Annotated in this window: 32 protein-coding genes and 2 pseudogenes; 21 read left to right on the plus strand and 13 right to left on the minus strand. The window is 72.3% G+C overall.

Translation table 11 applies throughout. From position 1 onward, the window contains the following. On the minus strand, positions 1-419 hold a 419-nt coding region (locus ACFYML_RS00005), incomplete at its 3' end, for an ATP-binding cassette domain-containing protein (protein WP_387418531.1). A 236-nt stretch (positions 420-655) separates the two neighbouring features. Between ACFYML_RS00005 and ACFYML_RS00010 the strand changes: the two genes are divergently transcribed. The 6 genes from ACFYML_RS00010 (at position 656) to ACFYML_RS00035 (ending at position 8,288) form a co-directional block, all read left to right on the plus strand. Next, entirely contained in the window at positions 656-1,204 is a 549-nt protein-coding gene (locus ACFYML_RS00010; RefSeq protein WP_387418532.1) for a Uma2 family endonuclease, read from the plus strand. 106 nt (positions 1,205-1,310) lie between these two features. Next, the gene (locus ACFYML_RS00015) at positions 1,311-2,741 is read left to right on the plus strand and encodes a TldD/PmbA family protein (RefSeq protein ID WP_387418533.1); all 1,431 of its coding nucleotides are present in this window, start codon (positions 1,311-1,313) and stop codon (positions 2,739-2,741) included. Further along, positions 2,738-4,177 carry a TldD/PmbA family protein gene (locus ACFYML_RS00020; RefSeq protein WP_387418535.1) on the plus strand — a complete coding sequence of 480 codons (1,440 nt, stop codon included), beginning with the start codon at positions 2,738-2,740 and terminating at the stop codon, positions 4,175-4,177. The genes ACFYML_RS00015 and ACFYML_RS00020 overlap by 4 nt, the downstream gene beginning before the upstream one ends. A gap of 316 nt (positions 4,178-4,493) precedes the next feature. Further along, positions 4,494-5,300 (plus strand): hypothetical protein, encoded by an 807-nt coding sequence (locus tag ACFYML_RS00025; RefSeq protein WP_073834789.1) that lies wholly within the window; start codon positions 4,494-4,496, stop codon positions 5,298-5,300. A 10-nt stretch (positions 5,301-5,310) separates the two neighbouring features. Continuing rightward, positions 5,311-7,224, plus strand: a complete 1,914-nt coding sequence (locus ACFYML_RS00030) for a fumarate reductase/succinate dehydrogenase flavoprotein subunit (RefSeq protein WP_357446483.1) — start codon at positions 5,311-5,313, stop codon at positions 7,222-7,224. Next, positions 7,224-8,288: a succinate dehydrogenase/fumarate reductase iron-sulfur subunit gene (locus ACFYML_RS00035; RefSeq protein ID WP_387418536.1), complete on the plus strand. Its 1,065-nt coding sequence runs from the start codon at positions 7,224-7,226 to the stop codon at positions 8,286-8,288. Before ACFYML_RS00030 ends, ACFYML_RS00035 begins: the two co-directional genes overlap by 1 nt. An 82-nt stretch (positions 8,289-8,370) precedes the next feature. Here ACFYML_RS00035 and ACFYML_RS00040 read toward each other — a convergent pair whose 3' ends face one another. Continuing rightward, on the minus strand, positions 8,371-8,808 hold the full coding sequence (locus ACFYML_RS00040; protein WP_387418537.1) for a (deoxy)nucleoside triphosphate pyrophosphohydrolase: 438 nt from the start codon (positions 8,806-8,808) through the stop codon (positions 8,371-8,373). Positions 8,809-8,993: 185 nt separating this feature from the next. Between ACFYML_RS00040 and ACFYML_RS00045 the strand changes: the two genes are divergently transcribed. The 3 genes from ACFYML_RS00045 to ACFYML_RS00055 are packed head-to-tail and all read left to right on the plus strand — an operon-like array spanning position 8,994 to position 10,435. Further along, entirely contained in the window at positions 8,994-9,302 is a 309-nt protein-coding gene (locus ACFYML_RS00045; protein ID WP_357446474.1) for a 4a-hydroxytetrahydrobiopterin dehydratase, read from the plus strand. A gap of 32 nt (positions 9,303-9,334) precedes the next feature. After that, positions 9,335-9,697 (plus strand): PH domain-containing protein, encoded by a 363-nt coding sequence (locus ACFYML_RS00050; protein WP_387418538.1) that lies wholly within the window; start codon positions 9,335-9,337, stop codon positions 9,695-9,697. A gap of 18 nt (positions 9,698-9,715) precedes the next feature. Next, positions 9,716-10,435, plus strand: coding sequence for a class I SAM-dependent methyltransferase (locus ACFYML_RS00055; protein ID WP_387418539.1), 720 nt, complete (start codon positions 9,716-9,718; stop codon positions 10,433-10,435). 50 nt (positions 10,436-10,485) lie between these two features. Here the strand turns inward: ACFYML_RS00055 and ACFYML_RS00060 are convergent, their stop codons facing one another. After that, a complete protein-coding gene (locus ACFYML_RS00060) occupies positions 10,486-10,941 on the minus strand; it encodes a hypothetical protein (protein ID WP_387418540.1) in 456 nt (151 codons plus the stop codon). A 94-nt stretch (positions 10,942-11,035) separates the two neighbouring features. Here ACFYML_RS00060 and ACFYML_RS00065 point away from each other — a divergent pair, with 94 nt between their 5' ends. Next, positions 11,036-11,734, plus strand: coding sequence for a vancomycin high temperature exclusion protein (locus ACFYML_RS00065; protein WP_387418541.1), 699 nt, complete (start codon positions 11,036-11,038; stop codon positions 11,732-11,734). A gap of 6 nt (positions 11,735-11,740) precedes the next feature. On the opposite strand, the gene ACFYML_RS00070 is transcribed toward ACFYML_RS00065, so the two are convergent. Continuing rightward, positions 11,741-11,998 carry a hypothetical protein gene (locus tag ACFYML_RS00070; RefSeq protein ID WP_148793676.1) on the minus strand — a complete coding sequence of 86 codons (258 nt, stop codon included), beginning with the start codon at positions 11,996-11,998 and terminating at the stop codon, positions 11,741-11,743. Then, positions 11,998-12,309, minus strand: a complete 312-nt coding sequence (locus tag ACFYML_RS00075; RefSeq protein WP_387418542.1) for a DivIVA domain-containing protein — start codon at positions 12,307-12,309, stop codon at positions 11,998-12,000. The genes ACFYML_RS00070 and ACFYML_RS00075 overlap by 1 nt, the downstream gene beginning before the upstream one ends. A gap of 255 nt (positions 12,310-12,564) precedes the next feature. On the opposite strand from ACFYML_RS00075, the gene ACFYML_RS00080 reads away from it, so the two are divergent. Further along, positions 12,565-12,975, plus strand: a complete 411-nt coding sequence (locus ACFYML_RS00080; RefSeq protein ID WP_387418543.1) for a GntR family transcriptional regulator — start codon at positions 12,565-12,567, stop codon at positions 12,973-12,975. Positions 12,976-13,056: 81 nt separating this feature from the next. Here ACFYML_RS00080 and ACFYML_RS00085 read toward each other — a convergent pair whose 3' ends face one another. Continuing rightward, on the minus strand, positions 13,057-13,620 hold the full coding sequence (locus ACFYML_RS00085) for a DUF3995 domain-containing protein (protein WP_387418544.1): 564 nt from the start codon (positions 13,618-13,620) through the stop codon (positions 13,057-13,059). Next, the gene (locus ACFYML_RS00090) at positions 13,610-14,089 is read right to left on the minus strand and encodes a hypothetical protein (RefSeq protein ID WP_387418545.1); all 480 of its coding nucleotides are present in this window, start codon (positions 14,087-14,089) and stop codon (positions 13,610-13,612) included. The genes ACFYML_RS00085 and ACFYML_RS00090 overlap by 11 nt, the downstream gene beginning before the upstream one ends. A gap of 113 nt (positions 14,090-14,202) precedes the next feature. Here ACFYML_RS00090 and ACFYML_RS00095 point away from each other — a divergent pair, with 113 nt between their 5' ends. Beyond that, positions 14,203-14,556, plus strand: a complete 354-nt coding sequence (locus ACFYML_RS00095; protein ID WP_387418546.1) for a hypothetical protein — start codon at positions 14,203-14,205, stop codon at positions 14,554-14,556. A 34-nt stretch (positions 14,557-14,590) separates the two neighbouring features. Here ACFYML_RS00095 and ACFYML_RS00100 read toward each other — a convergent pair whose 3' ends face one another. Then, positions 14,591-15,118, minus strand: a complete 528-nt coding sequence (locus ACFYML_RS00100) for a GNAT family N-acetyltransferase (RefSeq protein ID WP_387418547.1) — start codon at positions 15,116-15,118, stop codon at positions 14,591-14,593. Positions 15,119-15,172: 54 nt separating this feature from the next. Continuing rightward, positions 15,173-15,562: a nucleotidyltransferase domain-containing protein gene (locus ACFYML_RS00105; protein WP_387419000.1), complete on the minus strand. Its 390-nt coding sequence runs from the start codon at positions 15,560-15,562 to the stop codon at positions 15,173-15,175. A 90-nt stretch (positions 15,563-15,652) separates the two neighbouring features. Between ACFYML_RS00105 and ACFYML_RS00110 the strand changes: the two genes are divergently transcribed. Both ACFYML_RS00110 and ACFYML_RS00115 read left to right on the plus strand, forming a co-directional pair. Next, positions 15,653-16,153 carry an HIT family protein gene (locus tag ACFYML_RS00110; RefSeq protein ID WP_387418549.1) on the plus strand — a complete coding sequence of 167 codons (501 nt, stop codon included), beginning with the start codon at positions 15,653-15,655 and terminating at the stop codon, positions 16,151-16,153. A gap of 67 nt (positions 16,154-16,220) precedes the next feature. Beyond that, a complete protein-coding gene (locus ACFYML_RS00115; RefSeq protein WP_387418550.1) occupies positions 16,221-16,691 on the plus strand; it encodes an SRPBCC domain-containing protein in 471 nt (156 codons plus the stop codon). Positions 16,692-16,745: 54 nt separating this feature from the next. Here the strand turns inward: ACFYML_RS00115 and ychF are convergent, their stop codons facing one another. The 3 genes from ychF to ACFYML_RS00130 all read right to left on the minus strand — a co-directional run bounded on the left by ychF (position 16,746) and on the right by ACFYML_RS00130 (position 19,256). Then, positions 16,746-17,831 carry a redox-regulated ATPase YchF gene (ychF, locus tag ACFYML_RS00120; protein WP_357446444.1) on the minus strand — a complete coding sequence of 362 codons (1,086 nt, stop codon included), beginning with the start codon at positions 17,829-17,831 and terminating at the stop codon, positions 16,746-16,748. Between the two features lie 103 nt (positions 17,832-17,934). After that, a complete protein-coding gene (locus tag ACFYML_RS00125; RefSeq protein WP_387419001.1) occupies positions 17,935-18,681 on the minus strand; it encodes a Type 1 glutamine amidotransferase-like domain-containing protein in 747 nt (248 codons plus the stop codon). Between the two features lie 77 nt (positions 18,682-18,758). Next, on the minus strand, positions 18,759-19,256 hold the full coding sequence (locus tag ACFYML_RS00130; protein WP_387418551.1) for a MarR family winged helix-turn-helix transcriptional regulator: 498 nt from the start codon (positions 19,254-19,256) through the stop codon (positions 18,759-18,761). A gap of 92 nt (positions 19,257-19,348) precedes the next feature. Here ACFYML_RS00130 and ACFYML_RS00135 point away from each other — a divergent pair, with 92 nt between their 5' ends. Next, a complete protein-coding gene (locus ACFYML_RS00135) occupies positions 19,349-20,443 on the plus strand; it encodes an EamA family transporter (RefSeq protein WP_387418552.1) in 1,095 nt (364 codons plus the stop codon). On the opposite strand, the gene ACFYML_RS00140 is transcribed toward ACFYML_RS00135, so the two are convergent. Beyond that, positions 20,346-20,801, minus strand: coding sequence for a hypothetical protein (locus ACFYML_RS00140; RefSeq protein ID WP_387418553.1), 456 nt, complete (start codon positions 20,799-20,801; stop codon positions 20,346-20,348). The two genes, ACFYML_RS00135 and ACFYML_RS00140, sit on opposite strands and share 98 nt — an antisense overlap. Positions 20,802-20,979: 178 nt before the next feature. Here ACFYML_RS00140 and ACFYML_RS00145 point away from each other — a divergent pair, with 178 nt between their 5' ends. From ACFYML_RS00145 to ACFYML_RS00170, 6 genes and pseudogenes are all read left to right on the plus strand, one after another. Then, positions 20,980-21,489 (plus strand): SigE family RNA polymerase sigma factor, encoded by a 510-nt coding sequence (locus tag ACFYML_RS00145; RefSeq protein ID WP_387418554.1) that lies wholly within the window; start codon positions 20,980-20,982, stop codon positions 21,487-21,489. Then, positions 21,486-21,998, plus strand: a complete 513-nt coding sequence (locus ACFYML_RS00150) for a hypothetical protein (RefSeq protein ID WP_387418555.1) — start codon at positions 21,486-21,488, stop codon at positions 21,996-21,998. The genes ACFYML_RS00145 and ACFYML_RS00150 overlap by 4 nt, the downstream gene beginning before the upstream one ends. Before the next feature lie 230 nt (positions 21,999-22,228). Then, positions 22,229-23,252: pseudogene (locus ACFYML_RS00155) on the plus strand (bifunctional transcriptional activator/DNA repair enzyme AdaA); the annotation flags it as partial. A gap of 95 nt (positions 23,253-23,347) precedes the next feature. Beyond that, a pseudogene (locus tag ACFYML_RS00160) lies at positions 23,348-23,728 on the plus strand (DNA-3-methyladenine glycosylase family protein); the annotation flags it as partial. After that, complete coding sequence (locus tag ACFYML_RS00165; RefSeq protein WP_387418556.1) at positions 23,725-24,237, plus strand: methylated-DNA--[protein]-cysteine S-methyltransferase; 513 nt, start codon at positions 23,725-23,727, stop codon at positions 24,235-24,237. The pseudogene ACFYML_RS00160 and the gene ACFYML_RS00165, both read left to right, overlap by 4 nt. Positions 24,238-24,274: 37 nt before the next feature. Then, positions 24,275-26,077, plus strand: coding sequence for an ABC transporter ATP-binding protein (locus ACFYML_RS00170; protein ID WP_387418558.1), 1,803 nt, complete (start codon positions 24,275-24,277; stop codon positions 26,075-26,077). Positions 26,078-26,169 lie beyond the last annotated feature (92 nt).

A 26,169-nucleotide genomic window follows, 5' to 3' on the forward strand; every position in this document is an offset into this window, starting at 1 on the left:
TACGCCTCAGCGATCTGCCGCCCCACCGTGTAGTACGGATGCAACGCCGACAACGGATCCTGAAAGATCATCGCCATGTCCCGGCCCCGCAGCCGGCGGACCTCCTCCTCCGGCAGGCCGACCAACTGACGGCCGCCCACGGAGATCTCCCCGCTGATCGTGGCCCGCTTCGCGTTATGCAGACCCAGGATCGCCAGCGAGGTGACACTCTTACCCGAACCGGACTCCCCCACGATGCCGAGGGTGCGACCCCGCTCCACCGAGAACGACACCCCGTCAACGGCGCGAACCACCCCGTCCTCGGTGTCGAACCGCACCCGCAGATCCGACACCCGCAGATAGGGGCCCTCGCCGGAGCGCTGCTCCGGCACCGCTGGGCGGTCCGGTTCCCCGGACGGCGCCGACTCCGACCTGCCCACGACCGCCTCCCTCAGTGACGAAGAGAACTTACAGCAAAGTTCTGGAGGCGAAAATAAGCTACAAAACGTGGGATGTCAGCGGCCTGAGCGTAACGAGTGGGTTTCGGGCTTGACCAGCCCTCATCAGGAGATTCACGTCCGCGACTCGATGTCTTCGTGCCGTGAGCGCACCGCAAGTGCGACGATGGATGCGCCAGTCACGTGAAGATTCCCGCCGGCATGAGGTGGAGGTGACCATGACCGCGGCGGTGTTCGACCACAACGGCCCGTGGACCGAAGAGGAGTACCTCGCCCTCGGCGAGACGCAGCAGCGCGTCGAACTCTTCGACGGGAGCCTCCACGTGACCCCTGCGCCCACCCCCCGACACCAGAACATCTCCGGCGAGCTGCGGGTGGCTCTCCGCATCCCGGCGCGCGAGGCGGGGCTACATGTTCTCGAAGCCGTCAACGTTCGCCTCAGGCCCGGTCGGATACCTGTCCCAGACCTGGTGATCACCGGACCCATCGACTTCGACGAGGTCAATGTCGAGGCGAGCGAGGTGCGGCTGGTGTGCGAGATCATCTCGCCGAGCAACGCGGCCACCGACAAGGTGCTCAAGATGCACTACTACGCCGCTGCCGGGATTGAGTGGTACCTGCTGGTCGAGCAGGAGAACGGCACGCTGCACCGGTACCGACGCCACGGCCGGCACTACCGCGAGCTGTCGGTGACCAAGCCGGGCGAGGCGCTGGAGTTGACCGAGCCAGTGCGGGCCACGATCCGGCCGCAGGATCTGGTCCCCTGACGGACGCCGGTCGGGTCGCCTAGGGTCGGCGCATGAGCGAGCGCCAGCGAGCGAATCATCAACGCAGTGCGCCTCATGCTGGTGCCGAGCGAAGCGAGGTGCCGGCATGAGCGAGTTCGATGCGGCGAGCGACGCGGTCCAGGCCGCTCTCGACGCGGGGGCGCGATACGCGGACGCCCGGGTGATGCACCGCCGCTACGAGTCGATGTCGGCCCGCAACGGCGACATCGAGGAGCTGACCCAGGACGAGAGCATCGGGCTGGGCATCCGGGCGCTGGTCGGGTCGAGCTGGGGCTTCCACGCCGTACCCGATCTGTCGGACGCCCGCGAGGCCGGCCGGCGCGCCGCGGCGATCGCCGCCGCGAGCGCGCGGGTCCCCGGCCCGCCCATCGACCTGGTCCCCGTCGAGGCCACCGTGGCGAGTTGGGCCTCCGGGTGCGAGGTGGACCCGCTCGGCGTTCCCCTCTCCGACAAGGGCGACCTGCTGGTCCGCGCCACCGAGACGATGCGCGAGCACGGTGCCGACCTGGCCGAGGGCCTCTACCAGATCTGGGACACCGCCAAGTGGTTCGTCTCCAGCGAGGGGCACCGCGTCGACCAGCGCATCCGGGAGTGCGGCGGCGGTATCTCGGCCACCTCCATCGGCGACGGCGAGACCCAGCGCCGGTCCTACCCGAGCTACCGCGGGCAGTACGGCACCACCGGCTGGGAGCTGGTCACCTCGCTCGACCTGATCGCGCACGCCGCCCGGATCGCCGAGGAGTCCCGCGAGCTGCTCACCGCCCCCGAGTGCCCGGCCGGCGAGACCGATCTGATCCTCGGCGGCGAGCAGCTCGCCCTGCAGATCCACGAGTCGGTCGGTCACGCCATCGAGCTGGATCGGATCCTCGGCTGGGAGGCCGCCTTCGCCGGGACGTCCTGGCTGGACCTGACCCAGCTCGGCGCGCTGCGCTACGGCTCCGAGCTGATGAACATCACCATCGACCCGACCATCCCGGGCGCGCTGGGCAGCTTCGGCTTCGACGACGAGGGCTCCCCGGCGATCAAGCGGGACGCGGTCCGCGCGGGGCGCTGGGTGGGGGTGCTCGCCGGCCGGGACTCGGCCGCCGTGGCCGGTCTCGGCTACGGCGGCAGCGTACGCGCGGACGGCTGGGCCCGGCTGCCGATGGTGCGGATGACCAACGTGGGCCTCGAACCGGGCCCGCACACCCTCGACGAGATCATCGACGCCACCGACGACGGGGTGCTGATGGACATCAACCGCTCCTGGTCGATCGACGACAAGCGACTGAACTTCCAGTTCGGTTGCGAGGTCGGCTGGGAGGTGAAGAAGGGCCGGCGGGGGCGGATGCTGCGCAACCCCACGTACACGGGAATCGGGCCGGTCTTCTGGCGCTCGATGGACATGCTCTCCTCGGAGATCGTCCCGTGGGGCACGCCGAATTGCGGGAAGGGCCAGCCCGGCCAGGTCGGGCACACCGGCCACCCGGCCGCACCGGCCCGCTTCCGAAACGTCCGGGTGGGGGTACGGGCATGAGCGAGCTGGATGTCGCTGGTCAGGTCGTCGAGCTGGTCCGCCGGCTCGCCGGGCCGGACGCGCAGGCCGAGGTCACGGTGACCCGCGCCGACCTGGCGTTGACCCGGTTCGCGAACTCGTTCATCCACCAGAACGTCGCCGAGTCGGGCACGGCGGTGCGGTTGCGGCTGCACGTCGACGGGCGGACGTCCGCCGGCAGCGGCAGCCTGGTCGACACCGACGGGCTGACCGCCCTGGTCGAGCGGACCCTGGCGGCCGCCCGGCTCTGCCCACCCGACCCGGCCTGGCCCGGGCTGGCCCCGCCGGCGCCGGTCCCGGCGGGCGCGGTCTTCGACGAGGCCACCGCGTTCGCGGAGCCCGATGAGCGAGCCGCCCGGGTACGCGCCTTCGTGGACGCGGTCGGCGGGCTGGAGGCGGCCGGCTACTGCCGGACGGCGTACCGGTCGGGGGCGTTCGCCAATTCGGCCGGCCATTCCGCGTCGGGTCGGATGGCGGAGGCGGCGATGGACGGCATCGCGCGTGCCGGCGGAGCGGACGGGGTGGCCCGGCGCTGCGCCGACCGGCTCGCCGAGGTCGACGGCGCCGCGCTCGGCGGCCGGGCGGCGGCGAAGGCGCGGGCCGCGGCGGATCCGATCGAACTGCCTCCGGGGCGCTACGAGGTCGTGCTCGAACCGGCCGCCGTCGCCGACCTGCTGCAGAATCTCTCCTGGTTCGGCTTCAACGGCAAGCGGTACGCCGAGCGGCAGTCCTTCGCCGAACTGGGCGTTGCCCAGTTCGACCCGGCCGTGACCCTGGTGGACGATCCGCTGCACGGCTCGGCCCTGCCGTATGACCTGGAGGGCACCCCGCGACACGCACTGACCCTGGTCGACACCGGCACCACCAGGGCAGTGACCCACGACCGGCGCAGCGGCGCCGAGGCGGGGGTGGCGTCCACCGGGCACGGGATTCCAGGCGCCGCCACCTTCGGCCCGATCCCGACCAACCTCCGCCTGCTTCCCGCCGCCGCCCGCACAGCCGGCGGTGACAGCCCGGCCCCGGTCGGCGGACCGGCCGAGGGGATAGCGGCGGGCGGCCCGAGCGGTGGCACCCCGGCGGGGGCGGTGGCCGATGCGGACACTGCGGCGCTGGTCGCCGGGGTGGCGCGCGGGCTGCTGGTCAGCGACTTCTGGTACACCCGGGTGCTGGACCCGAAACGCCTGGTCATCACCGGGTTGACCCGGAACGGGGTGTGGCTGGTCGAGGACGGGGTGCCGACCCGGGCGGTCCGCGACTTCCGCTTCACCGAGTCGTACCCCCGGGCCCTGGGGCCGGGCCGGGTGCTCGGCCTGGGCCGGCTGCCGCTCCGCCAGCCGGACCGGACGGACGGCGTCTGGTGGGAGGCGCCACCGCTACGGCTGGCGTCGTGGAACTTCACCGGCGGCGCGTCCGGGTGACAGTTCGTAGCGTCCGGAGAGACTTGCCGGGGCCGGTGACGGTGTAGCGGAGGCAGCCGCTGGCCCGGTCCGCGACAGCCGCTCGGATATTGATCATGGCTCGGGTCTTTCCAACGTGCGGGACACACGGGACACTGCGTTGCGCGGCCGGGCCGCGAAGATCGGCGTAACGTGTGTCATTTAGCTGCGCCGGTTCGCCGGCGCGGTCGCATGCGTGCGCAAGACGTGGCAGTGGACGCGGTCTCGCCCGGTCCGCTGGCCGGTACGGAAGGTGATCCGCCGCCCCCGCGAGGGCGCCGTCAGGGAGACGACTCGAATGACATCAACGGCAACGAGGCCGCGGGGGGCGCGGGCACGCGCCGCGATCGCGGCGAAAACGTTGCGAACCGACCGCTGGTGGCTTGCGCCACTGATCACCGTCGTCGGGCTCAGCGCCTGGGTCATCTACGCGACGGTCCGGGTCTTCATGCACAAGTGGTACTGGGTCGACGAGTTCCACTACCTGACGCCGTTCTACTCCCCCTGCGTGACCGACCGGTGCGTCGAGGGCTCCGCCCACGTCGGCACCTTCCTGCCCGGCTGGTGGATCATCCCGGACGCGGCGCTGACCCTGCCGTTCCTGCTGCTGTTCCGGCTGACCTGCTACTACTACCGCAAGGCCTACTACCGGTCGTTCTGGTTCACGCCGCCGGCCTGCGCGGTCCCGGACGGGCACCAGGCGTACGGCGGGGAGACCCGATTCCCGCTGCTCGGGCAGAACCTGCACCGCTACTTCTTCTACGCCGCCGCGATCATCTCGATCATCAACACGTACGACGCGATCTACGCCTTCCACTCCCCCAAGGGCTTCGGCTTCGGGCTCGGCAACCTGGTCCTGCTGGCCAACGTGGTGATGCTCTGGGCGTACACGATCTCCTGCCACTCCTGCCGGCACATCATCGGCGGGCGACTCAAGCACTTCTCCAAGCACCCCTTGCGATACAAGGGCTGGACGTTCGTCTCGTGGCTCAACGTCCGGCACATGCAGCTCGCCTGGATCACCCTCGGCACGCTGGCGCTCACCGACTTCTACGTCATGGCGGTGGCGGCCGGCTGGTTCAACGACCTGCGGTTCATCAACTAGAGGCCCGGACATGACTGAGACGCGAATCGAACGACACCACTACGACGTCGTCGTGATCGGCGCCGGCGGCGCCGGCCTGCGCGCGGCGATCGAGGCCCGGCTGACCGGCAAGAAGACCGCGATCATCTCTAAGTCGCTCTTCGGCAAGGCGCACACCGTGATGGCCGAGGGCGGCGCCGCCGCCGCGATGGGGAACGTGAACCCGCGCGACAACTGGCAGGTGCACTTCCGCGACACCATGCGCGGCGGCAAGTTCCTCAACAACTTCCGGATGGCTGAGCTGCACGCGAAGGAGTCGCCGCAGCGGATCTGGGAGCTGGAGACGTACGGAGCGCTCTTCGACCGGACGAAGGACGGGAAGATCTCCCAGCGCAACTTCGGCGGTCACGAATACCCGCGGCTGGCGCATGTCGGCGACCGAACCGGCCTGGAGCTGATCCGGACCCTCCAGCAGAAGATCGTCTCCCTCCAGCAGGAGGACAAGCGGGAGTTCGGCGACTACGAGGCCCGGATCAAGGTCTTCGCCGAAACCACCATCACCGAGCTGCTGCTCGACGGCGACCGGGTCGCCGGCGCGTTCGGCTACTACCGAGAGTCCGGCGAGTTCATCCTCTTCGAGGCGCCGGCCGTGGTGCTGGCCACCGGCGGCGTGGGCCGCTCCTACAAGGTCACCTCGAACTCCTGGGAGTACACCGGGGACGGTCACGCGCTGGCGCTGCGCGCCGGGGCGACGCTGATCAACATGGAGTTCCTCCAGTTCCACCCGACCGGCATGGTCTGGCCGCCCTCGGTGAAGGGCATCCTGGTCACCGAGTCGGTCCGCGGCGACGGCGGGGTGCTGAAGAACTCCGAGGGCAAGCGGTTCATGTTCGACTACGTGCCGGACGTGTTCCGCAAGCAGTACGCCGACAACGAGGCGGAGGCGGACCGCTGGTACAAGGACCCCGACAACAATCGGCGTCCGCCCGAGCTGCTTCCCCGCGACGAGGTGGCCCGCGCCATCAACAGCGAGGTCAAGGCCGGTCGGGGCACCCCGGCCGGCGGGGTCTACCTGGACATCGCCTCCCGGCTGCCGGCCGAGGAGATCCGCCGCCGCCTGCCGTCGATGTACCACCAGTTCAAGGAGCTGGCCGACGTCGACATCACCAAGGAGCCGATGGAGGTCGGCCCGACCTGCCACTACGTGATGGGCGGCGTCGAGGTGGACCCGGACTCCGGCGCGGCGGCGGGCAGCGTACGCGGGCTCTTCGCCGCCGGTGAGGTGTCCGGCGGCATGCACGGCTCCAACCGGCTCGGCGGCAACTCCCTCTCGGACCTGCTGGTCTTCGGCAAGCGGGCGGGCGGCCACGCCGCCTCGTACACCGATCAGCTGGCCGCGCGCCCGAAGGTGGCGGTCGCCGCCGTGGAGGCCGCGGTGGAGACGGCGCTGGCGCCGCTGCAGCGGGACACCGGGGAGAGCCCGTACGTCCTGCAGCAGGACCTCCAGGCGGTGATGGGGGAACTGGTCGGGATCATCCGGCGCGAGGGTGAGCTGGCCGACGCCCTGGGCAAGCTAGCGGAGCTGCGGGAGCGGGTGGCCAAGGTGAGCGCGGCCGGCGGCCGGCGCTACAACCCGGGCTGGCACCTGGCGCTGGACCTGCGCAACATGCTGGTGGTCTCGGAGTGCACGGCGAAGGCCGCACTGGAGCGGGCGGAGTCGCGCGGCGGGCACACCCGGGAGGACTTCCCGGCGATGGACCCGGCGTGGCGGCGGGTGAACCTGGTCTGCTCGCTGGACGGCGACGCGGTCCGGTTGGAGCGCAAGCCGCTGCCGAAGATGCGCCCGGAGCTGATCACCTTGTTCGACCGGGCGGAGCTGGCCAAGTACCTGACCGACGAGGAACTCGCCGAGTTCGACGCCCTCACCGAGGAGGCGGGCAAGTAATGGGGAACAAGCGACAGTTCCGCATCTGGCGGGGCGACGAGAGCGGCGGCGACCTCCAGGACTACACCGTCGAGGTCAACGAGGGCGAGGTTGTCCTCGACGTGATCCACCGGCTGCAGGCCACCGACGCGCCGGACCTGGCGTGCCGGTGGAACTGCAAGGCCGGCAAGTGCGGCTCCTGCTCGATGGAGATCAACGGCAAGCCGCGGCTGAGCTGCATGACCCGGATGTCGACGTTCGAGGAGAACGAGACCGTCACGGTCACGCCGCTGCGGACGTTCCCGATCATCCGGGATCTGGTCACCGACGTCTCGTTCAACTACGAGAAGGCCCGGGAGACCCCGGCGTTCGCGCCGCCGGCCGACCTGGCCCCCGGCGAGTACCGGATGCAGCAGGTCGACGTCGAGCGCTCGCAGGAGTTCCGCAAGTGCATCGAGTGCTACCTGTGCCAGAACGTCTGCCACGTCATCCGTGACCACGAGGAGAACAAGCAGGCGTTCTCCGGTCCCCGGTTCTTCATCCGGGCCGCCGAGCTGGACATGCACCCGCTCGACGCGAAGACCGACCGCAAGGAGTACGCGCAGTCCGAGATGGGACTCGGCTTCTGCAACATCACCAAGTGCTGCACCGAGGTCTGCCCCGAGCACATCAAGATCACGGACAACGGGATCATCCCCATGAAGGAGCGGGTCGTAGACCGCAGGTACGATCCCCTTGTGTGGCTTGGTAGCAAGATCTTCCGGAGGGGTCAGGTGCCTCAGACCAGCGTGACCAGCGAGCACCACAGCGGCGGCGCGGGCTCCGCCCAGAGCGGGGTGCACTCGCACGCCGGCGGCTCGCACGACGCCCGGTCCGAGGCGCAGGCGCAGAAGGGCGTCAACTGGCACCGCCAGGTGCCGCACCCGACCACGCCCCCGCTCGACGCCAACGGCAAGCTGCCGCTGACCGAGCTGACCTTCGACAAGGCCGCCGCGCCGTCGCCGTTCGGTGACGACGTCAGCTTCCCGCTGCCGCCGGAGCACCTCAACTTCGCGCACCCGCAGCAGGACCAGCCGAAGCACTGAGCAGCACGACAACGAAGACGGGGGCCGCGGCACACGCCGCCGGCCCCCGTCCCGTTTCCGCCCCCGCGTCCCCCTCCCCCGCTCAGGCGTTGGTGAGCAGGGGGCGCAGGGCGGCGACGATCGGCGCGTCGGCGGGGAGCCAGGCGACGGTGTCGAGCTCGGCGGCCGAGAGCCAGCGCAGCTCGGAGTGCTCCAGGGCCTTCGGCTGGTCGTCATTGAGGAGGTGGGCCACGTACACCCGGAGGACGGAACGGCCGTGGGCCATCCGAACGTCCCGGCCGACCCGCGCGCCGATCTCCACGCGTACGCCGAGTTCCTCGGCGCACTCGCGGACCAGCGCGGTCGTCTCGTCCTCCCCCGGCTCGACCTTGCCGCCGGGGAACTCCCAGCGGCCGGCCACCTCCGGAGGTGCGGACCGTTCGCAGGCCAGGACCCTGCCGTCCGCGATGATGGCCGCCCCGACGACCACCCTCGGCTCCCGCCCGCCCTGCCCGTTGCCGCTAACCCGTTCGGTCCGCACGGGCGTCCAGGGTGCCAGATCAATCGGCGGTTTGGGTAGCTGAGCATCGCCGTCAGGTCAGCAGAACACGGAAGTGTGGGCGTGGACACACGATCTGCACGACGACAGACTAGAGGGCGTCGACTGGGACACGGGATGGCGACGATTTGGCCACAAGCCAGCAACGACGCCTGGGAGGTGCGGTGATGCGCGTGCTGTTCAGCGGCCGGGCGAAGCACGACTACCTCAGCGACGCGCTCGCCCTGCTGTCCGGGTGGACCCGGGAGGGTGAGGAGATCCGCCGGACGCTCGTCCTGGACGACACCCAGCACGCCGCGTTGACCGAGCGGGTCAAGGTGGTCGCGGACGCGCTGCGCCTGCGGCCCGAGATCAGCCGCCGCGCCGACCGTACGCAGATCCGGGTGGGCCACGGCGACGGCGAGCCGCTGACGGAGGGTGAGGTGCTGCTGGCGGCCCGCATCGAGGACGCCGTCCGTGCGGTCACCGCACCCTGAGCCGGCTGGCACGCGCCACCTACCGTCGGGGCATGACCACCCCGACGTACGACCGTAAGGAACAGTTCCAGCAGATCCAGAGCGGGCTCCTGGCCGGCGAGCAGATCATCGCCGTGTACGACGCGGTCGGCGCCGGCACCGGATTCATCGGCCTCACCGACCGCCGCGTGATCATCCAGGACCGGTCCTTCATCGGCAAGCGGTACGCCATCACCAGCATCCCGTACTCGAAGATCACCAGCGTCAGCGTGGTGAGCAACAAGTCATGGGGCGGCTCCTTCTTCTCCACCGGGGCGATCGCCATCCACGTCGGCGCGCAGCCCTACGAGGTCGAGTTCCGGGGCGCGCAGAAGAGCCACCACGTGCACAACGTGATCCTCCACCACATCTCCTGACCCCTATCCTGATCCGTCATGGACCGGCGGCTGGCAGCTCTCTACGACGTGGAGAACCCGTGGGGGCGCGACGACGAGTTCTTCCTCGGCTTCGCCGGTGCGACCCCGGCCCGCGTGCTCGACCTGGGCTGCGGGACCGGACGGCTCACCCTGGCGCTGGCCGCCGCCGGCCACACCGTCACCGGGCTGGAGCCGCATTCGGCGTCCCTGGCCGCGGCCCGCGTCAAGCCGGGCGCCGACCGGGTCACCTGGGTCGAGGGCAGCTCGGCCGACCTGCCCGACGCCGCGTACGAGGTGGCCCTGATGACCAGCCACGTGGCGCAGGAGATCCGGGGCGACGACGAGTGGGCGGGCACCCTCGCCGACCTGCGCCGGGCCGTGGTGGAGGGCGGGGGGCTGGCGTTCGACTCGCGCGACCCGGCGGCCCGCCGCTGGGAGCGCTGGACCCCGAGCGCATCCCGCCACCGGCTCACCCTGCCCGACGGCACGGTGGTGGACGCCTGGACAGAGCTGACCGAGGTCAGCGAGGGACTGGTCAGCTACGTCCACCACTACCGGTGGCCGGACGGCGCGGAGCTGAGCAGCCCGGGCACGCTGCGCTTCCGGACCGAGGCGGAGCTGCGCGAGTCCCTCGCCGGCGCCGGCTTCACCGTGGAGCGGGTGTACGGCGGTTGGGCCGGCGAGCCGGTCGGCGCGAGCGACGACGGCGAACTGATCGTCGTCGCCCACGTGGTCTGATCTCAGGCGCTGTCCGGACGCGCGCGCTGCCCCTGCGGACTCCGAGGGCGTCAGCGGCGGTAGGTCAGCTCGAAGTCGAGCGTCCAGTCGACCCCGTCCGGCGACTTCTCCCAGCGCGCGTCGATGGTGTCGCCGTCGGCGCTGAGCGTCCCGGTGAACCGCTGGTGGAAGCCAGGCGCATCCCGCCACATCTGCCAGAGGCCGTCGGCCAACGTCATCCGGTAGACCCGGTGCACGCCGCGGGCGTCGGCGTATAGCACGGCGAACTCCTCGTCGGCGTCGTCGAGGCCGACCAGTTGCGTGGTGGGGAACGGCGCGTTCTCCCGCCACGCCTGCGGCGCGGTGTCCGGCATCGGCTCGGCGTCGGTGAACATCCGCAGGTACGGCCCGCCCTCGACCCAGGTGACGTCCGTCCACGCGGCGCCGAGGCCCTCGACCTTCGGCCGCACCGTCCAGCGTCCGACGAGCACGTTCAGCCGTGCGAGCGCGGGATGGCGTTCCCTCATCTCGGACCTCCTCCTGCCAGCGTCGGACTCACGCTATGCCCGCGCCCGACATCGGGGTGCCCGGCACCGGAACCTGCCTGGGATACTCGTCCACATGCGGGGACGGTTCGGGGTCGTCAAGCGGTGGTGGAACGTTCGCCGGGTGCGTTGGGCGGTGCTCGCGGTCGCCGTCGGCGCGGTGCTGGCCGGCACCGGCAGCGTGGCCAGCGTGGCGTGGCTCCGCGGTGGCGCCGAGGGCCACATCTTCACCGAGGCCGACGTGCCGGAGGCGCCGGTCGCCCTGGTCCTGGGCACCAAGGTGGAGGCGGACGGCAGCCCGTCGACCTTCCTCACCGCCCGGCTGGAGCTCGCCCAGCGGCTGTTCACCGCCGGCAAGGTCCGGGCGATCCTGGTGTCCGGCGACAACATGAACGCCGACTACAACGAGCCCGAGGCGATGCGGCGCTGGCTGGTCGACCGAGGCGTGCCGACGGGCAAGGTGGTGCTGGACTACGCCGGCTTCGACACGTACGACTCGTGCGCGCGGGCCAAGCGGATCTTCGGGGTGGACCGGATGACGGTGGTGACCCAGTCCTTCCACCTGCCCCGCGCCGTGGCGCTGTGCCGGCACTTCGGCATCGAGGCCAACGGCGTCGGCGACGACACCGTCCGGCAGTACTCCAAGTGGCGGATCGGCTCCGTTCGCGAGTACGGCGCCTCGGTGAAGGCGGCGGTGGACGTGCTCTCCGGCCGCGACCCCGTCCACCTCGGCCGCCGCGAGACCGGCATCGACGACGCCCTCCGCGTCGGCTGACGACGGTCAGCGGGTCAGCCGGCGCGTGCACGGTCCGTCGTGGTCGGCCCGGAGCAGGCACCGCCGGCCGCCGGGCAGGCGCAGATCGCAGAAGACCCGATGGCGTACGCCCTGGTCGTCCTCGGCGGAGACGGTGGTCTCGCCCGGGTCGGCCGCGGACAGCAGGCCGGCCCAGCGGGCCACCACCCGGGCGAGGCGTACCGCGCCGGTCAGGTCCGTGGCGGCCACCGGCAGGTGGATGACGAACCGCTCCCGCTCGACCATCAGTGGTGCCGCCCGGCATTGGTCCGCTGCGCCTGCTCGGACTGCCAGCGCTTGAGCGCGTCCTTGATCCGGGCCGCCTCCTGCCGGCTGTCGCCCAAGGCCCGATAGGCGGCGGCGAGGTCGTCGGCCACCCGGTCGAGGAACTCCCGCACCTCGTCCGGGTCGAGCCCCCGCCGGCCGACCCGGGTCGCCCGGAACCGCCGCTGGCGCACCTGCCACGGCGAGAGCGGGACGTAGGTCGAGGAGCGGTAACAGGTCGCCGCCGGTCTCGGCCGCTCGTTCCGGCGCAGCCCACGGAGGAAGGCACGCATCGTCGTCCCGCCTTTCCGGTCAGGAATGGAAGGGTGGGCGACCTGCCCGCCGCGCGCGGGCCGACCACCCGGCCCTACCACCGCAGCTCCAATCAGCAGTACGGCAGCAGAGCTGGTCAGCGACGAGCGAACCCACCTGGGTGACCTCTCCTCGTTACCCGGCGAGCACGCTTCGCTGTGGACGACCCTAGCAAGTAGGCAATGTTGCTACAACCCCAACATGGCTAGTAGCCACAGGGCGACAAGGCTGTAGGAATGACCATCGATCCGTACTCGCACACCCCGGTCTACGTGCAGCTCGCTGACCTGATCCGGGAACAGATCGAGTCCGGCCAACTGGCTCCCGGCGCAAGCGTCGGCAGCGAGATGACTCTCAGCCAGGAGCACGGGATCGGCCGCGATGCGGTCCGCATGGCGATCGCGCTGCTGAGGTCAGAAGGACTGGTGACCACCAGCCGCCCTTCGGGCACGCGGGTGCGGGAGACGCCGCAGCGCACGAAGGTCGAAGTCCCGCCAGGCGGGTCGGTGGTGGCGCGGATGCCCAGCGGGAAGGAGCGCCGGTCGATGCAGCTCGACGAGGGCGTACCGGTGCTGGAGGTTCGCGACCCGAAGGGCGGCGTCGAGGTGCTGCCGGCAGACGAGGTCGAGCTGACCCGCCCGGCATGAACCCCTACAGGCAGTTCACCGAAGCCCTGGTGACTGCCCACCTGTCGCCGTCGGCGCCATCCACGGCGAGGTTAGCGCCGGTCACCGACAACCGGGGGCGCCCGAGCCCGCCTCCTCGCTGGTCCGCCCACCGATGTGACCAGTGCTGCCGGGCCTGCCCAGCCGCCGTGCCGCGACCGTCCACGAGGCACCCCAGACCAGGAAGAACGGCGACCAGAGCAGCAGGTCCCAGCGCGCCAGGGTGCGCGCCAGCGCGGCGTGCTCCCTCGGCGGCGGGCGTACCCCGGTCAGCAGCAGCGCGTCGCCGACGAAGCCAAATCCCAGCACCCCGACCGCCCGGGCGATCATGAAGCCGCCCAGCGTCCAGGTGATGGTGAGCAGCAGCCGGCGCGGGACAGCCGCACCCCAGGGACGGACGGTGGCCAGCGCGACGAGTACGCCGACCACCGCCGCGACGGCCAGCGCCCAGTGGCTCGCGACGAACAACGGATCCCGCGCGAGCAGCCGCTCCCGCAGCGCCGGTGGGAGCGGATCCCGGTCGGCCAGCGCGTTCGCCCCCAGCGCCTGGGCCAGCTTCATCGACCCGTACGCCGCCGCGCCGGCCGCCGCCACGTACCCGCCGATCCGCGCCCGGTCAGTTGCCATTTCGTCTCGTCGCCATCGCGTAGGACCGGATCGTCGCCGCCTGGAGCCCGATCACCACGAGCCCGAGCACGCCGTGGTACCACCGCCAGCCGATACCGACGCCGACGAAGCCGTCCACGATCATGATTCCGGCACCACCGGCCACCGCCAGGAACATGGCGGCCAGCACCAGCAGCGCCAGCGCCCGCGGCACCCGCCGCCCGAGCGACGTGACGGTGGCGAGGGCCAGGCACGCACCGGCCACGCCGGACGCGACCGCGAGCCACTGCGCGGTGGCCGGAGCCATGAGCTCGCGGGCGTACCGTTCGGTCTCGGCGGCCGACACCGGCGGGCCGCCCGGAAAGCCGAGCCTGGCCTGGAGGGCGAAGACCGCCTTCCCGGCGGCATAGGCGAGAAACAGCACGGCCATGGTGTACGCGGGCCAGTGACGCGGGCGAGCGGAGTCCTTCAGGACTGCGACCGTAGGCACCGGAGACCGGGTACCGACTCCCTCCAGTGGGGGCGGAGCCCTCCCCCGCCGGAGGGACAACCAACGGCGAAGGCGGTTAAGGTGCGTTCTCCACCGGCCGGCAGGGGATGAGGATGGACAACCGCACCGACCCGATCGAAATCATCGCCCGGGTGTCGGAGCAGGACGGTAAGCAGCGCGCCTTCGAGGTCTGGTGCTACAAGGCCGGCAAGGAAGGCTGGTCGGTGACGGTGGAGTCGTCCTCGGTCGACGAGCCGGGCGACGAATGCGGTGTCGTGGATATCGAGGGCCTGCGGTATCGCATCCGGCAGGCGAAACGGATCCGGCAGCGCGTCGCCATCGTGCCCGCCGGGCGGCACCTGATCGCTGCCGCCGTCGACCTGTCCCTCGGCAGGTTGGACGAGGTGACCTGGGTGTGGGAGTTCGGGCACGCGGCGTGGGCTGAACCAGTGATCGAGGACGAGTAGGGCGGAACGCCGGTCAGGGCCGGGCCGACCGGGCTCAGCTGGGTGACCAGGAGCTGTTCACCACTTGGAACAGGGCCATGTCCTGCCACTCGCCGGCGATGTTGAGGTATGTCGGGGCGACACCGATGGGCAGGAACCCGTTGCGCTTCAGCACGCGCTGCGACCCGACGTTGTGCAGCAGCGTCTCCGCCTGCACCCGGTGCAGGCCCAACTCCTCGAAGGCCACCCGCACGATCTCCCGTACTGCCCGGGTCGCAAAGCCACGGCCGTTGTGGCTGGCGCTCACCCAGTAGCCCAGGCTGCACGACTGGAACGGGCCCCGCACGATGCCGTTCAGCGTGATGCGGCCAATTACGTTGCCGGAGTCCAGGATGACGTGCGGCAACTTCGAGCCCTGCGCGTGCTGCGCGAGATCGGCCTGGAGGACGGCGCGTTGGCCGTCCGCCGTGAAGTAGTCCTCGCCCCGGAGCGGCTCCCATGGTGCGAGGAAGTCACGGTTGAGGCGGAGCAACTCCGCCAGGACTGGCGCATCCTCGAGTGCGACGAGCCGGGTGAGGTTCACCGGGCCATGATCACACGGAGCCGCTTGAGCTGCGGGACCAGGCCTCCTTTCGCGTCACGCTGTGCGGCACGCCGCCGACAGCGCGGCCAGCACACCGGCCGGGTCATGCGCGATGCGGTGTCCGTCCCGCATGACCCGGCGGGTGCCTGCGTCGACCGGGTCGGTGTCCGCCCAGCTCACCGGAACGATGCCCAGCTCCACTTCAAACCCGGACGGGCGCCGCAGGCGGATCTCCTGGAGCGGGCCCCACTCGGCCAACCGGACGACCTCACCACCGAGCAGACCCGCCCAGACGCCCGCCTCGGCGTGACCTGAGTTGTCCGTCAGGACCACGATGTCGACGTCGGAGTCCATCCGCGCGGCCCCGCGTGCCCAGGAGCCCACGACCACCACCCCAGCGACGTCCGCGCGCTCAGCCGCCCACCCCGTCACCAGATCCACCATCGAACGCACTTCCCGGGACCGCTCCTCCGTCACCACGCTGTGGAGTCTGACACGTACCTCAGAGCCGCTGTGTGGACCTAGGCTGCCGATATGGATGGTCAGCCGGCGAAGACGGCGTTCGACTTCGAACGGTACGGACGTCGCGTCCGGTTCGGTCCCTGCTTCGTCTGCGCCTTCGTGCGCGGTGACCCCGACTACCGGCACCACGTCGTCTACGAGGACGACGACACCATCGCCTTCCTCGCCCGCAACCCGACGCTGCTCGGCTACTGTCTCGTCGCGCCGAAGCAGCACATCGAGAGCTGGGTGCAGGACATGCGGCAGGACGAGTTCCAGGGTTTCCAGGGCGTCGTGCACGCGGTCGCCACGGCGCTCGCGGCGACCCTGCCGACCGAGCGGATGTACTCGATGAGCCTCGGCAGCCGGCAGGGCAACGCCCACCTCCACTGGCACCTCGCGCCGTTACCGCCCGGCGTGCCCTATCACCAGCAGCAGTTCCACGCACTCATGGCCGAGAACGGCGTGCTCGCGGTCGATGACGGCACCCAGTCAGCCCTGGCCCGGAAGATCCGCGCCCACCTTCAGGTCTGAGGACCACGTTGCCCGACTGGACGATCAGCTCCCGGTCCGCGGCGCATGCGGGCAGTACGTTGACCGTATGTATTCGACGCGCGTCTCTCAGCATGTCAAGGCCCCGCGTCCCGCCGTCTATCGGGCGCTGGTGGATGGCGATGCGATCGCCAGGTGGCGGGTTCCCTCCGGCATGAGGGGCCAGGTCCACCAGTTCGAAGCCCACGAAGGTGGCGCATTCCGCGTCTCGCTCACCTACGAAACGACGGAAGGCACCGGCAAGTCGACGTCCCGCACCGACACCTACCACGGCCGGTTCCTCAAGCTCGTGCCGAACGAGCAGGTGGTCGAGGTGTTCGAGTTCGAGACCGCGGATCCCGCGTTCGGCGGCACCATGACGATGACCACCACGCTCACCGATGCGGACGGCGGCACCGACGTCCTTGTCGTACACGAAGGGATCCCCGACAGCATCCCCGCTGCCGACAACGAGACCGGTACCCGCATGGCGCTGGCAAACCTCGCCCGGCTCGTCGAGTCCGGTGAGCCCTCCCGGTGACCGCACGGATCACCGCCGTCACGCACCTGGAGCCGCCCGGACCAATGGATGCCGTCAGACGTTGAAGCGGAACTCCACGACGTCGCCGTCCTGCATGACGTACTCCTTGCCCTCGATCCGGACCTTGCCGGCGGCCTTCGCCGCCGCCATCGATCCGGCCGCGACCAGGTCGTCGTAGGAGACCACCTCGGCCTTGATGAAGCCGCGCTGGAAGTCGCTGTGGATGACCCCCGCGGCCTCCGGCGCGGTCGCGCCGACCGGGACGGTCCAGGCCCGCGCCTCCTTGGGGCCGGCCGTCAGGTACGTCTGGAGCCCGAGCGTCCGGAAGCCGACCCGGACGAGCTGGTCCAGGCCCGGCTCGGACTGCCCGATCGACTCCAGCAGCTCGCGGGCCTCCTCCTCGGGCAGGTCCACCAGCTCGGACTCGATTTTGGCGTCCATGAAGACCGCCTCGGCCGGGGCGACCAGGGCGCGCAGTTCGTCGAGGAACTCGGCGTTGCCCAGCTCGGCCTCGTCGACGTTGAAGACGTAGAGGAACGGCTTGGTGGTGAGCAGGTGCAGCTCGCGCAGGTGCTCCAGCTCGATCTTGGCGGCGGCCGCGCCCGCGTACAGGGTGACGCCGCTGTCCAGGAGGTCGACGGCCTTCTTCGCGGCCTCGACGGCGGCGGCCCGGTCCTTGCGGAGCTTGGCCTCCTTCTCCAGTCGGGGCAGCGCCTTCTCCAGGGTCTGCAGGTCGGCCAGGATCAGCTCGGTGTTGATCGTCTCGATGTCGTCGGCCGGGGAGACCTTGCCGTCGACGTGCACCACGTTCGGGTCGGAGAAGGCGCGCACCACCTGGCAGATCGCCGTGGCGTCGCGGATGTTCGCGAGGAACGCGTTGCCCCGGCCCTGGCCCTTGGAGGCACCCCGCACCAGGCCGGCGATGTCGACGAACGAGACCGGCGCCGGCAGCACCTTCTGCGACGAGAAGATCTCGGCGAGCTTGGTCAGCCGCTCGTCGGGCAGCCCGACCACGCCGACGTTCGGCTCGATGGTGGCGAAGGGGTAGTTCGCCGCGAGCACGTCGTTCTTGGTCAGCGCGTTGAACAGGGTGCTCTTGCCGACGTTGGGCAGGCCCACGATGCCGATGGTGAGACTCACGACGAGCCAGCTTACGCGGTTCGCCGCCCGTCCCGGACAGGCAGGCCCGCCGCCGAGCGAAAAGGGACTCCGTGCCCGGCCGGGCCTGCCCGGCAGGCCGGGCTCAGGAGGGCTGCGCGGTCAACAGCCGGGGCTCGATCCGGGTCTCCCGGACGCTGCCGTCCGCTTCCCGGCTCACCTGGTAGGCGGCGACGCCCTCCTTGTCCGCCACCGCCTCGGCCAGCCGGGTGCCCCGGTAGACCAGCCCGACCCCGTCGTCGGTGCAGTGGCTGGTCGGCAGCGTGCCGTCGCCGACCAGCTTGTGCATGAGCGGCCGGCGCTGCCCCTCGCTGTCGTAGTGCACCCCGTTGCCGTACGGGAGCCAGCCCAGGCCGTCGGTGAAGGGCCGCAGGGCCGGGCCGTAGCTGTCGGTGGCTCCGCCGAGGTGCCAGCAGATCGACCCGGCGGAGACGCCGCCCAGCACGACCCCGGCCTGCCAGCACTCGTGCAGGATGTCCTGGAGGCCGTGCACCCGCCAGACCGCGCAGAGGTTGGCGACGCTGCCGCCGCCGACCCAGATGAGGTCCTGGGCGAGCAGGTGGGCCCGGATGTCCTCGACGTTGGGCATCGGGAACAGGGCCAGGTGGGAGGGGCGGAACCGGGTGCCGGCGAACGCGCCGTAGAACACGCTGAACGAGGTGGGCTGGTCGCCGACGGCCTGGTTCAGGTAGCAGATCCGCGGCGCGGGGCCGGCGTCCGCCAGCTCGGCCATCAGCTCGAAGATCGGCCCGGGCTGCGCGTCCCAGGGGCCGCGGCGGCGGCTGCTGAAGCCTGTGCTGGTGGCGACGATGGTCGGTTCGGCAGCCGGCATGAAGTCCTCCCGGTCGGTGGCGTGGCGATCTCCGATCATCCTGCGCCACCGGCCCGGGCACCTGCCGCCCGCCCGGGTCAGCGACCCGTCTCGGCGGCGGCCAGCAGCGCGCGGAGCAGGTCGGCGAGGCGTTCCTGGTCGGCGGGCGGGAGGGCGTCCAGGAGGCGCCGCTGCACCTCCAGGCCGGCGTCGGCGGCCTCCTCGACGAGGCGACGGCCGGTGTCGGTGAGGGTGACGCGCAGGCCCCGACGGTCCTCCGGGTCGGGTGATCGGCGGATCAGCCCGGCCCGCTCCAGCCGGTCGAGCCGCCCGGTCATCCCGCCGGAGGTCAGCATCAGCGAGGCGCTCAGGGCCTTCGGTGCCAGGGTGTACGGGTCGCCGGCGCGCCGCAGCGCGGCGAGCACGTCGAACTCGCCCCGGCTGATCCCCCAGCCCGCGTACACCTTCTCCTGGCCGTCGCCGACCAGGCGGGCCAGCCGGTAGATGCGACCGAAGACCGCCATCGGCTCGGGCCGCATGCCGGCCCGCTCCCGGCGCCACTGCTCGACGATGACGTCCACGTCGTCCGCTGCCACGGAGGGATTGTGCCGCACCTCGCACTTCCTTCTTCACTCGACACTGATTAGCTTAGCTCTAAGCTACTTAGCAGCGAGGGAAGAGGGTCGCCATGCACCGCCGCTGGACCGACGTCGCGCTCACCGCCGTCGCCCCGACCACGTGGGGCACCACCTACCTGGTCACCGCCGAGCTGCTGCCGGCCGACCGGCCGCTCTGGTCCGGCGCGTACCGGGCCCTGCCGGCCGGGCTGCTGCTGCTCGCCCTGACCCGCCACCGACCGCACGGCGCCTGGTGGTGGCGCGCCGCCCTGCTCGGCGCGCTGAACATCGGCGCCTTCTTCCCGCTGCTCTTCGTCGCCGCGTACCGGCTGCCCGGGGGCACCGCAGCGGTGCTGGGCGCGACCCAGCCCCTGCTGGTCGTCGCGCTCACGGTGGCCGCCCTCGGCACGCGGCCCGGCCGGCCGGCGCTGCTCGCCGCGCTGGCCGCGCCGCTGGGCGTCGCACTGGTGGTGCTGCGGCCCGGCGCCGGCCTGGACCTGCTCGGCGTGGCGGCCGGGCTCGCCGGCACCGCCGCGATGGCCACCGGGCTGGTGCTCACCCGCCGCTGGGGGCGGCCGGCCGGCGTCGGCACCCTCACCGCGACGAGCTGGCAGCTGGTCGCCGGCGGCCTGCTGATCCTGCCGGTCGCCGCCGCCGTCGAGGGTGCGCCGCCCGCGCCGGACCGGCCCGCCCTCCTCGGGTACGCCTGGCTCGGGCTGGTCGGCACCGCCCTGGCGTACGCGCTCTGGTTCCGGGGCGCGGCACGACTGCCCGTCACCCGGGTGTCGGTGCTGGGCGCGCTGAGCCCGCTGACCGCCGCCGCCCTCGGCTGGCTGGTGCTCGGGCAGGCACTCAGCCCGCTCCAGCTGGTCGGCTTCGCGGTGGCGGTCGCCGCGATGGTGCTCGGTCAGCTACCGGGCCGGCCCCGCCCGGGCGAACCGTCGGGCCGGCTCACGCCCACCGCCCCCGGGTCCGCTGCGGGGATTGCCGCGCCCGGGTCCGCTGCGGGGGCCGCGTCCCGGGCGGGGGCCGGCCGGCCCGCGTCCGCCGCGGAGGCGAGGCCGGCGCTCAACCGGCGAGCAGACGGGGCCAGTCCGGCGCCTCGCCGCTCCGATCCGGCAGCGCCCCGGGCGGCAACTCGGCCGCGGCGGCGAGCGGCAGCGTGAACCGGTGTGCGGCGGCCGGGCCGGCCGCGTACGACTGGTCGAGCAGCCAGCGCACCTCGTCGACCGTCCAGCCCAGCCCGGCCCGGCCGGCGATCTCCCGGACCAGCCGCAGTCCCACCCGGGTGTCGTCGTCGTAGAAGCGCATGCACCAGTGGTGCGCCCACATGCCGAGCGCCCGCAGCCCCGCCGGGTCGAGCGAGCCGACGAGCCGGCCGCAGGCGGTCTCGGCGAAGGCCCGCCCCGGGTCGTCCGCCCGGTCCCGTTCGATCGCGCCGTACGCGGCCGGCGCCACCACCCGCATCCGGTCGTAGAAGCCCTGCACCACCGCGCGATCCACCCGAATCCGCCCCGACCGCATCAGCGGGCACCTCGCCCGGCCACGCTCGCCATCTCCCCGCACCCTCTTCTTGAGTTGGTTGGCGGGACCGTACCGACCACTACCGACACTTTCGGCGCCGAAAACCGTTGCCGCGTCAGGGATAGCTGGATTGAGCTGGGGCGTCTGTATCCCTGACAGACAAAGCGCGGGAGGGTGCGTGGACGAGGACGACCGAGCCCGGCTGGCCGAGTTCGTGGTCAACCGCACGCCGGCGATGATGCGGGTCGCGTACCTGCTCACCGGCGACCGGCACGCCGCCGAGGACCTGTTCCAGTCGGCGCTGGCCAGGACCATCCCGAAGTGGCGGACCCTGCGGCACACCGACCCCGAGGGGTACCTGCGCGCGGTCATGTACCGGGAGCAGGTGAGCTGGTGGCGCCGACTGCGCCGGCGGCGGGAGACGGCGCTCACCGGGGCGGACGAGGCGGTCCAGCCGGACCCGAGCGGCGGGACGGACGTACGCCTGGCCATGCGGGCGGCGCTGCGACGGCTGCCGCCGGCCCAGCGCACGGTGCTGGTCCTGCGCTACTACGAGGACCTCACCGAGACCCAGGTGGCCGAGGTGTTGGGCTGCACCGTCGGCACGGTACGCAGCCGTACCCACCGGGCGGTGAGCCGGCTGCGGCAGCTCCTGCCGGACGTCGAACTCCTGGAGGTACGGCTGTGACCACGCCGTTCGAGGATCTCATCCGCGCCACCCTCTCCGACCTGGCCGAGGAGGCACCCACCGTGCAGGACCAGTTGATCCCGGCGGAACACCGGGCCCGGAACAGCAGGCGCGTCACCGCGGCGCTCAGCGTGGCGGGGGCCGTAGCCGCCGTACTCGTCGCCGCGCCGCTCGCGCTCGCGGCGGCCGGCGAGGAGGCGCCCGGCCCCGCCGCCCCGCGCCCGCCGGCGGCCACCACGCCGGCCGGAGCCCCTACCGCCGCCCCCTCCCCGAGCGGGCCGCCCACGCCGACCGCCGTTCCCTCCCCCAGCGGGCCGTCCGCCCCGACCGCCGTTCCCTCCCCCAGCGGGCCGTCCGCCCCGACGGCCGTCCCCTCCCCGAGCCCCGGGACGCCCACGGCCGCCCCCTCGCCGAGCAGCCCCGTCTCGTCGCCCAGCGGGCCCGGCCCGACCAGCACCCTCGTCCCCTCACCCAGCGCTCCCGCCCCGTCGCCCAGCCCACACCCCTGACCTCTCCCCCACACCCCCGGCGGTCCCCCCTGCCCGCCGCGCCCTCGTTCGGCTCGGTCGATCATGAGGTTGACGGCGAAGTGGATCTCCCGGGCTGCCGCCAACCTCATGATCGACAGGGCAGGCGCGGAAGGGGCGTGCCGGCTGGCGGGGAGGGGGGCGGAGCGGGGGTACGGCCACGTCCGAATCCCGCCAGCCGGGGGCTGGACCTGCGAGGCAGGATCGATGGCGTGGAGTTGGACTTCGAACGGTGCTACCGGGCCGTCGACAGCCGTGACCAGCGCTTCGACGGCTGGTTCTACACCGGCGTGACGTCGACCGGGATCTACTGCCGGCCGTCCTGCCCGGCGATGACGCCGAAACGGCAGAACGTCCGGTTCTTCCCGTCCGCCGCCGCGGCGCAGGGCGCCGGCCTGCGGGCCTGCCGTCGCTGCCGCCCCGACGCCGCCCCCGGGTCACCGCAGTGGGACGTCCGGGCCGACGTGGTGGGGCGGGCGATGCGGCTGATCGCGGACGGGGTGGTCGACCGGGACGGCGTACCGGGGCTGGCCGCCCGGCTCGGCTACACCGAGCGGCACCTGCACCGGATGCTCCGCGCCGAACTCGGCGCCGGGCCGCTCGCGCTGGCCCGGGCGCAGCGCGCCCAGACCGCCCGGATCCTCATCGAGACCACCGGCCTCGGTCTGGCCGAGGTCGCGTTCGCCGCCGGCTTCGGCAGCGTCCGGCAGTTCAACGACACGGTCCGGGAGGTGTACGGGGCGACGCCGTCCGAGCTGCGGGTCAGCCGAGCGGGACGGCCGGCAGCGGGCGGGGCGGGCACGATCACGCTGCGGCTGGCGTACCGTCCGCCGTTGCACGCGGCGGCGCTGCTGGACTTCCTCGCGCTGCGGGCGCTGCCCGGGGTGGAGGAGGTACGCGACGGGACGTACCACCGGGGGCTGCGGCTGCCGCACGGAGCCGGCACGGTCGCGCTGACTCCGGCCGACGGCCACGTGGCCGCGACGCTGCGCCTGGCCGACATGCGTGACCTGGCCCCCGCGGTGGCCCGCTGCCGCCGGCTGCTCGACCTGGACGCCGACCCGGTCGCGGTCGACGGCACCCTGGCCGAGGACCCCGCCCTCGCCCCGGCGGTCCGGGCGGAACCGGGCGTCCGACTCCCGCACGCCGTCGACGGCTTCGAGATGGCCGTCCGTGCCATCACCACCCAGCAGATCTCCCTCCAGTCCGCCCGCACCACCCTCACCCACCTCCTCGCCGCCGTGCGGCAGGGCCGCGTTGACCAAGAAGTTTGCGTCGAGGAGACAGCCCCTGCCGGACGCGAACATCTTGATCAACACGAACGGGGGGCGGGGCTGGGGGCGTTTCCGGGGGTGGAGGAGGTCCTCTCAGTGGGGGACGAGGGGTTTCGGATGCCGGGGGCGCGGCGGGAGACGATCCGGGCGGTGGCGCGGGCCGTGGCGGACGGGTCGCTGGACCTGGCGCCGGGCGGGGACCGGGAGGAAGCCGTACGGCGGCTGACCGCCCTGCCCGGGATCGGCCCGTGGACGGCCGGCTACGTGGCGATGCGTGCCCTCGGCGACCCCGACGTCCTCCTCCCCACCGACCTGGGCGTACGCCGGGGCGCCGCCGCGCTCGGCCTGCCCGACGACCCGAAGAACCTCGACGCGTACGCCGACCGCTGGCGCCCCTGGCGGTCGTACGCGGTGATCCGACTCTGGAGAGCAGCATGACCACACTGGACAGCACCGTCATCGACACCCCCGTCGGCCCGCTGAGCGTCCTCGCCGGACCCGACGGGGCGGTACGCGCGGCCGGGTTCACCGCCGAGCCGGCCGGCCTGGTCCCGCTGATGCACCCGAGCCTGCGCGGCGAGCTGCGGGACCGCGCCGAACTGGGTCCGGTGACCACCGCCGTACGCGCCTATCTGGACGGTGACCTGACCGCGATCGACCCGGTCCCGGTGGCGCAGCACACCGACGGCATCTTCCTGGCGCACGCCTGGCAGGTGCTGCGCGACGTGAAGCCGGGTGAGCCGGTGACCTACACGGGATTCGCCGAGCTGGCCGGACGGCCGGCCGCGGTCCGCGCCGCCGCGGCGGCCTGCGCCCGCAACGCGGCCGCCCTCTTCGTCCCCTGCCACCGGGTGCTGCGCACCGACGGCACGCTCGGCGGCTACCGCTGGGGGCTGGACGTGAAGAAATGGCTTCTCGGGCATGAGGGACGGGTGACGGCTAGCTGACAGCGCTACCGTCGCACCCTGCCGCTACCGTCGCGTAGTGCCTGCGCACAGCGACGGCAACCCTTCGGCGCCTCACCCCCCGCTGCGCAACCTCTGGCGGCTGCGTCCCTACCTGCGGCCGTACGCGGCCGAGTTCGCCTGGCTGCTGCTCGCCGCCGTGGCCGCCACGGCGGCGAGCCTGGCCGTGCCACTGGTCGTGCAGCGGGTGGTGGACGGGCCGGTGGCCCGGCACGACCCGGCCGGGCTGTTCCGGCTCGGCGCCCTCGTCCTGCTGCTCGGCGTGGCCGAGGCGGTGCTGATCTTCATCCGGCGGTGGACCCAGTCGTCGTCCTCGGTCGGCATGGAGGCGGCGATCCGCGCCGACGTCTACGCCCACCTGCAACGGCTCCCGGCCGGCTGCCACGACCGCTGGCAGTCCGGCCAACTCCTCTGCCGGATCACCAGCGACCTGTCGGTGATCCGCCGGTTCCTCTCCTTCGGCCTGCTCTTCCTGGTCCTCAACCTGGTCACCTACGCCGCCGTGGTGGTGCTGCTGATCCGGCTGCACCCGTGGCTCGGCCTGCTGGTGGCGGTCAGCGCGGTGCCGCTGTTCCTGATCAGCCGCCGGTTCGCCCGGCACTACCACGCGGCGTCCCGGCGGATGCAGGACCAGCAGGGCGACGTGGCCACGCTGGTCGAGGAGACCGCGCAGGGCCTGCGCACCATGCGGGCGTACGGGCGGGGGCCGGAGCTGGCCGCCCGGTTCGCCGGCGGCGCCCGGCGGCTGCACGACACCGGGATCGGCAAGGCGCGGCTGCTGGCGCGTACCGCGGCGCTGTTCGACCTGGTCCCCAACCTGACCCTCGGGGTGGTGCTGGTGGCCGGGGCGGCGGCCGCCGCCCGGGGCGTGCTCACCATCGGCGAACTGGTCGCCTTCGTCAGCCTCCAGCTCATGCTGGTCTGGCCGGTGCAGTCGCTCGGCTGGATCATCGCGAACGGGCAGGAGGCGGCGACCGCCGCCGACCGGGTCCAGGAGGTGCTGGACACCCCGCCGACCATCGTGGACGCCCCGCATGCCCGGGCGCTGGACCGTGCCGACGTCCGCGGTCGGCTGAGCTTCGAGCGGGTGACCTTCCGCTACCCCGGTACGACCGCGCCGGTGCTGCGCGAGGTCGACCTGACCGTCGAACCGGGCGAGACGCTGGCCCTGGTCGGGGCCACCGGGTGCGGCAAGAGCACGCTGCTGTCGCTGGTCCCCCGGCTGCACGACGTGACCGGCGGCCGGATCACCCTCGACGGGCACGACCTGCGGGACCTGCGGCTCGGCTCGCTGCGCCGGCTGGTCGGGATGGCGTTCGAGGAGCCGACCCTGTTCTCCATGTCGGTGTGGGAGAACCTCACCCTGGGCCGGCCGGACGCCGGCGAGGACGAGGTCCGGGCCGCGCTCACGCTGGCCCAGGCGGAGTTCGCGTACGAGTTGCCGTGGGGGTTGGCCACCCGGGTCGGCGAGCAGGGGTTGTCCCTCTCCGGCGGGCAACGGCAACGGCTGGCGCTGGCCCGGGCGGTGCTCGGCCGACCCGCGCTGCTCGTCCTCGACGACCCGCTCTCCGCCCTCGACGTGCACACCGAGGCGCTGGTCGAGGCGGCGCTGCGCCGGGTCCTGCGGGACACTACCGCCCTGCTGGTGGCGCACCGCCCCTCCACGGTGGCGCTCGCCGACCGGGTCGCCCTGCTCGCCGGCGGGCGGATCGTCGCCGTCGGTACCCACTCCGAACTGCTGGCCGGCGTGCCGGCCTACCGGGCGGTGCTCTCCGCCGCGCCGGAGCGGCGGCCGGACGACGTCGGCCTGGTGCACTCGTGAGTGGGGCAGATGGTCCGCTCCGCGTACCCAGGCCGCGCCGCGGTGGCGCTTCCGCCCCGCGCCGAGGTCGGGACGGCGGCCCCGCCCCGGGC

The sequence above is a fragment of the Micromonospora sp. NPDC007230 genome (assembly GCF_042869115.1).
GTDB lineage: Bacteria > Actinomycetota > Actinomycetes > Mycobacteriales > Micromonosporaceae > Micromonospora.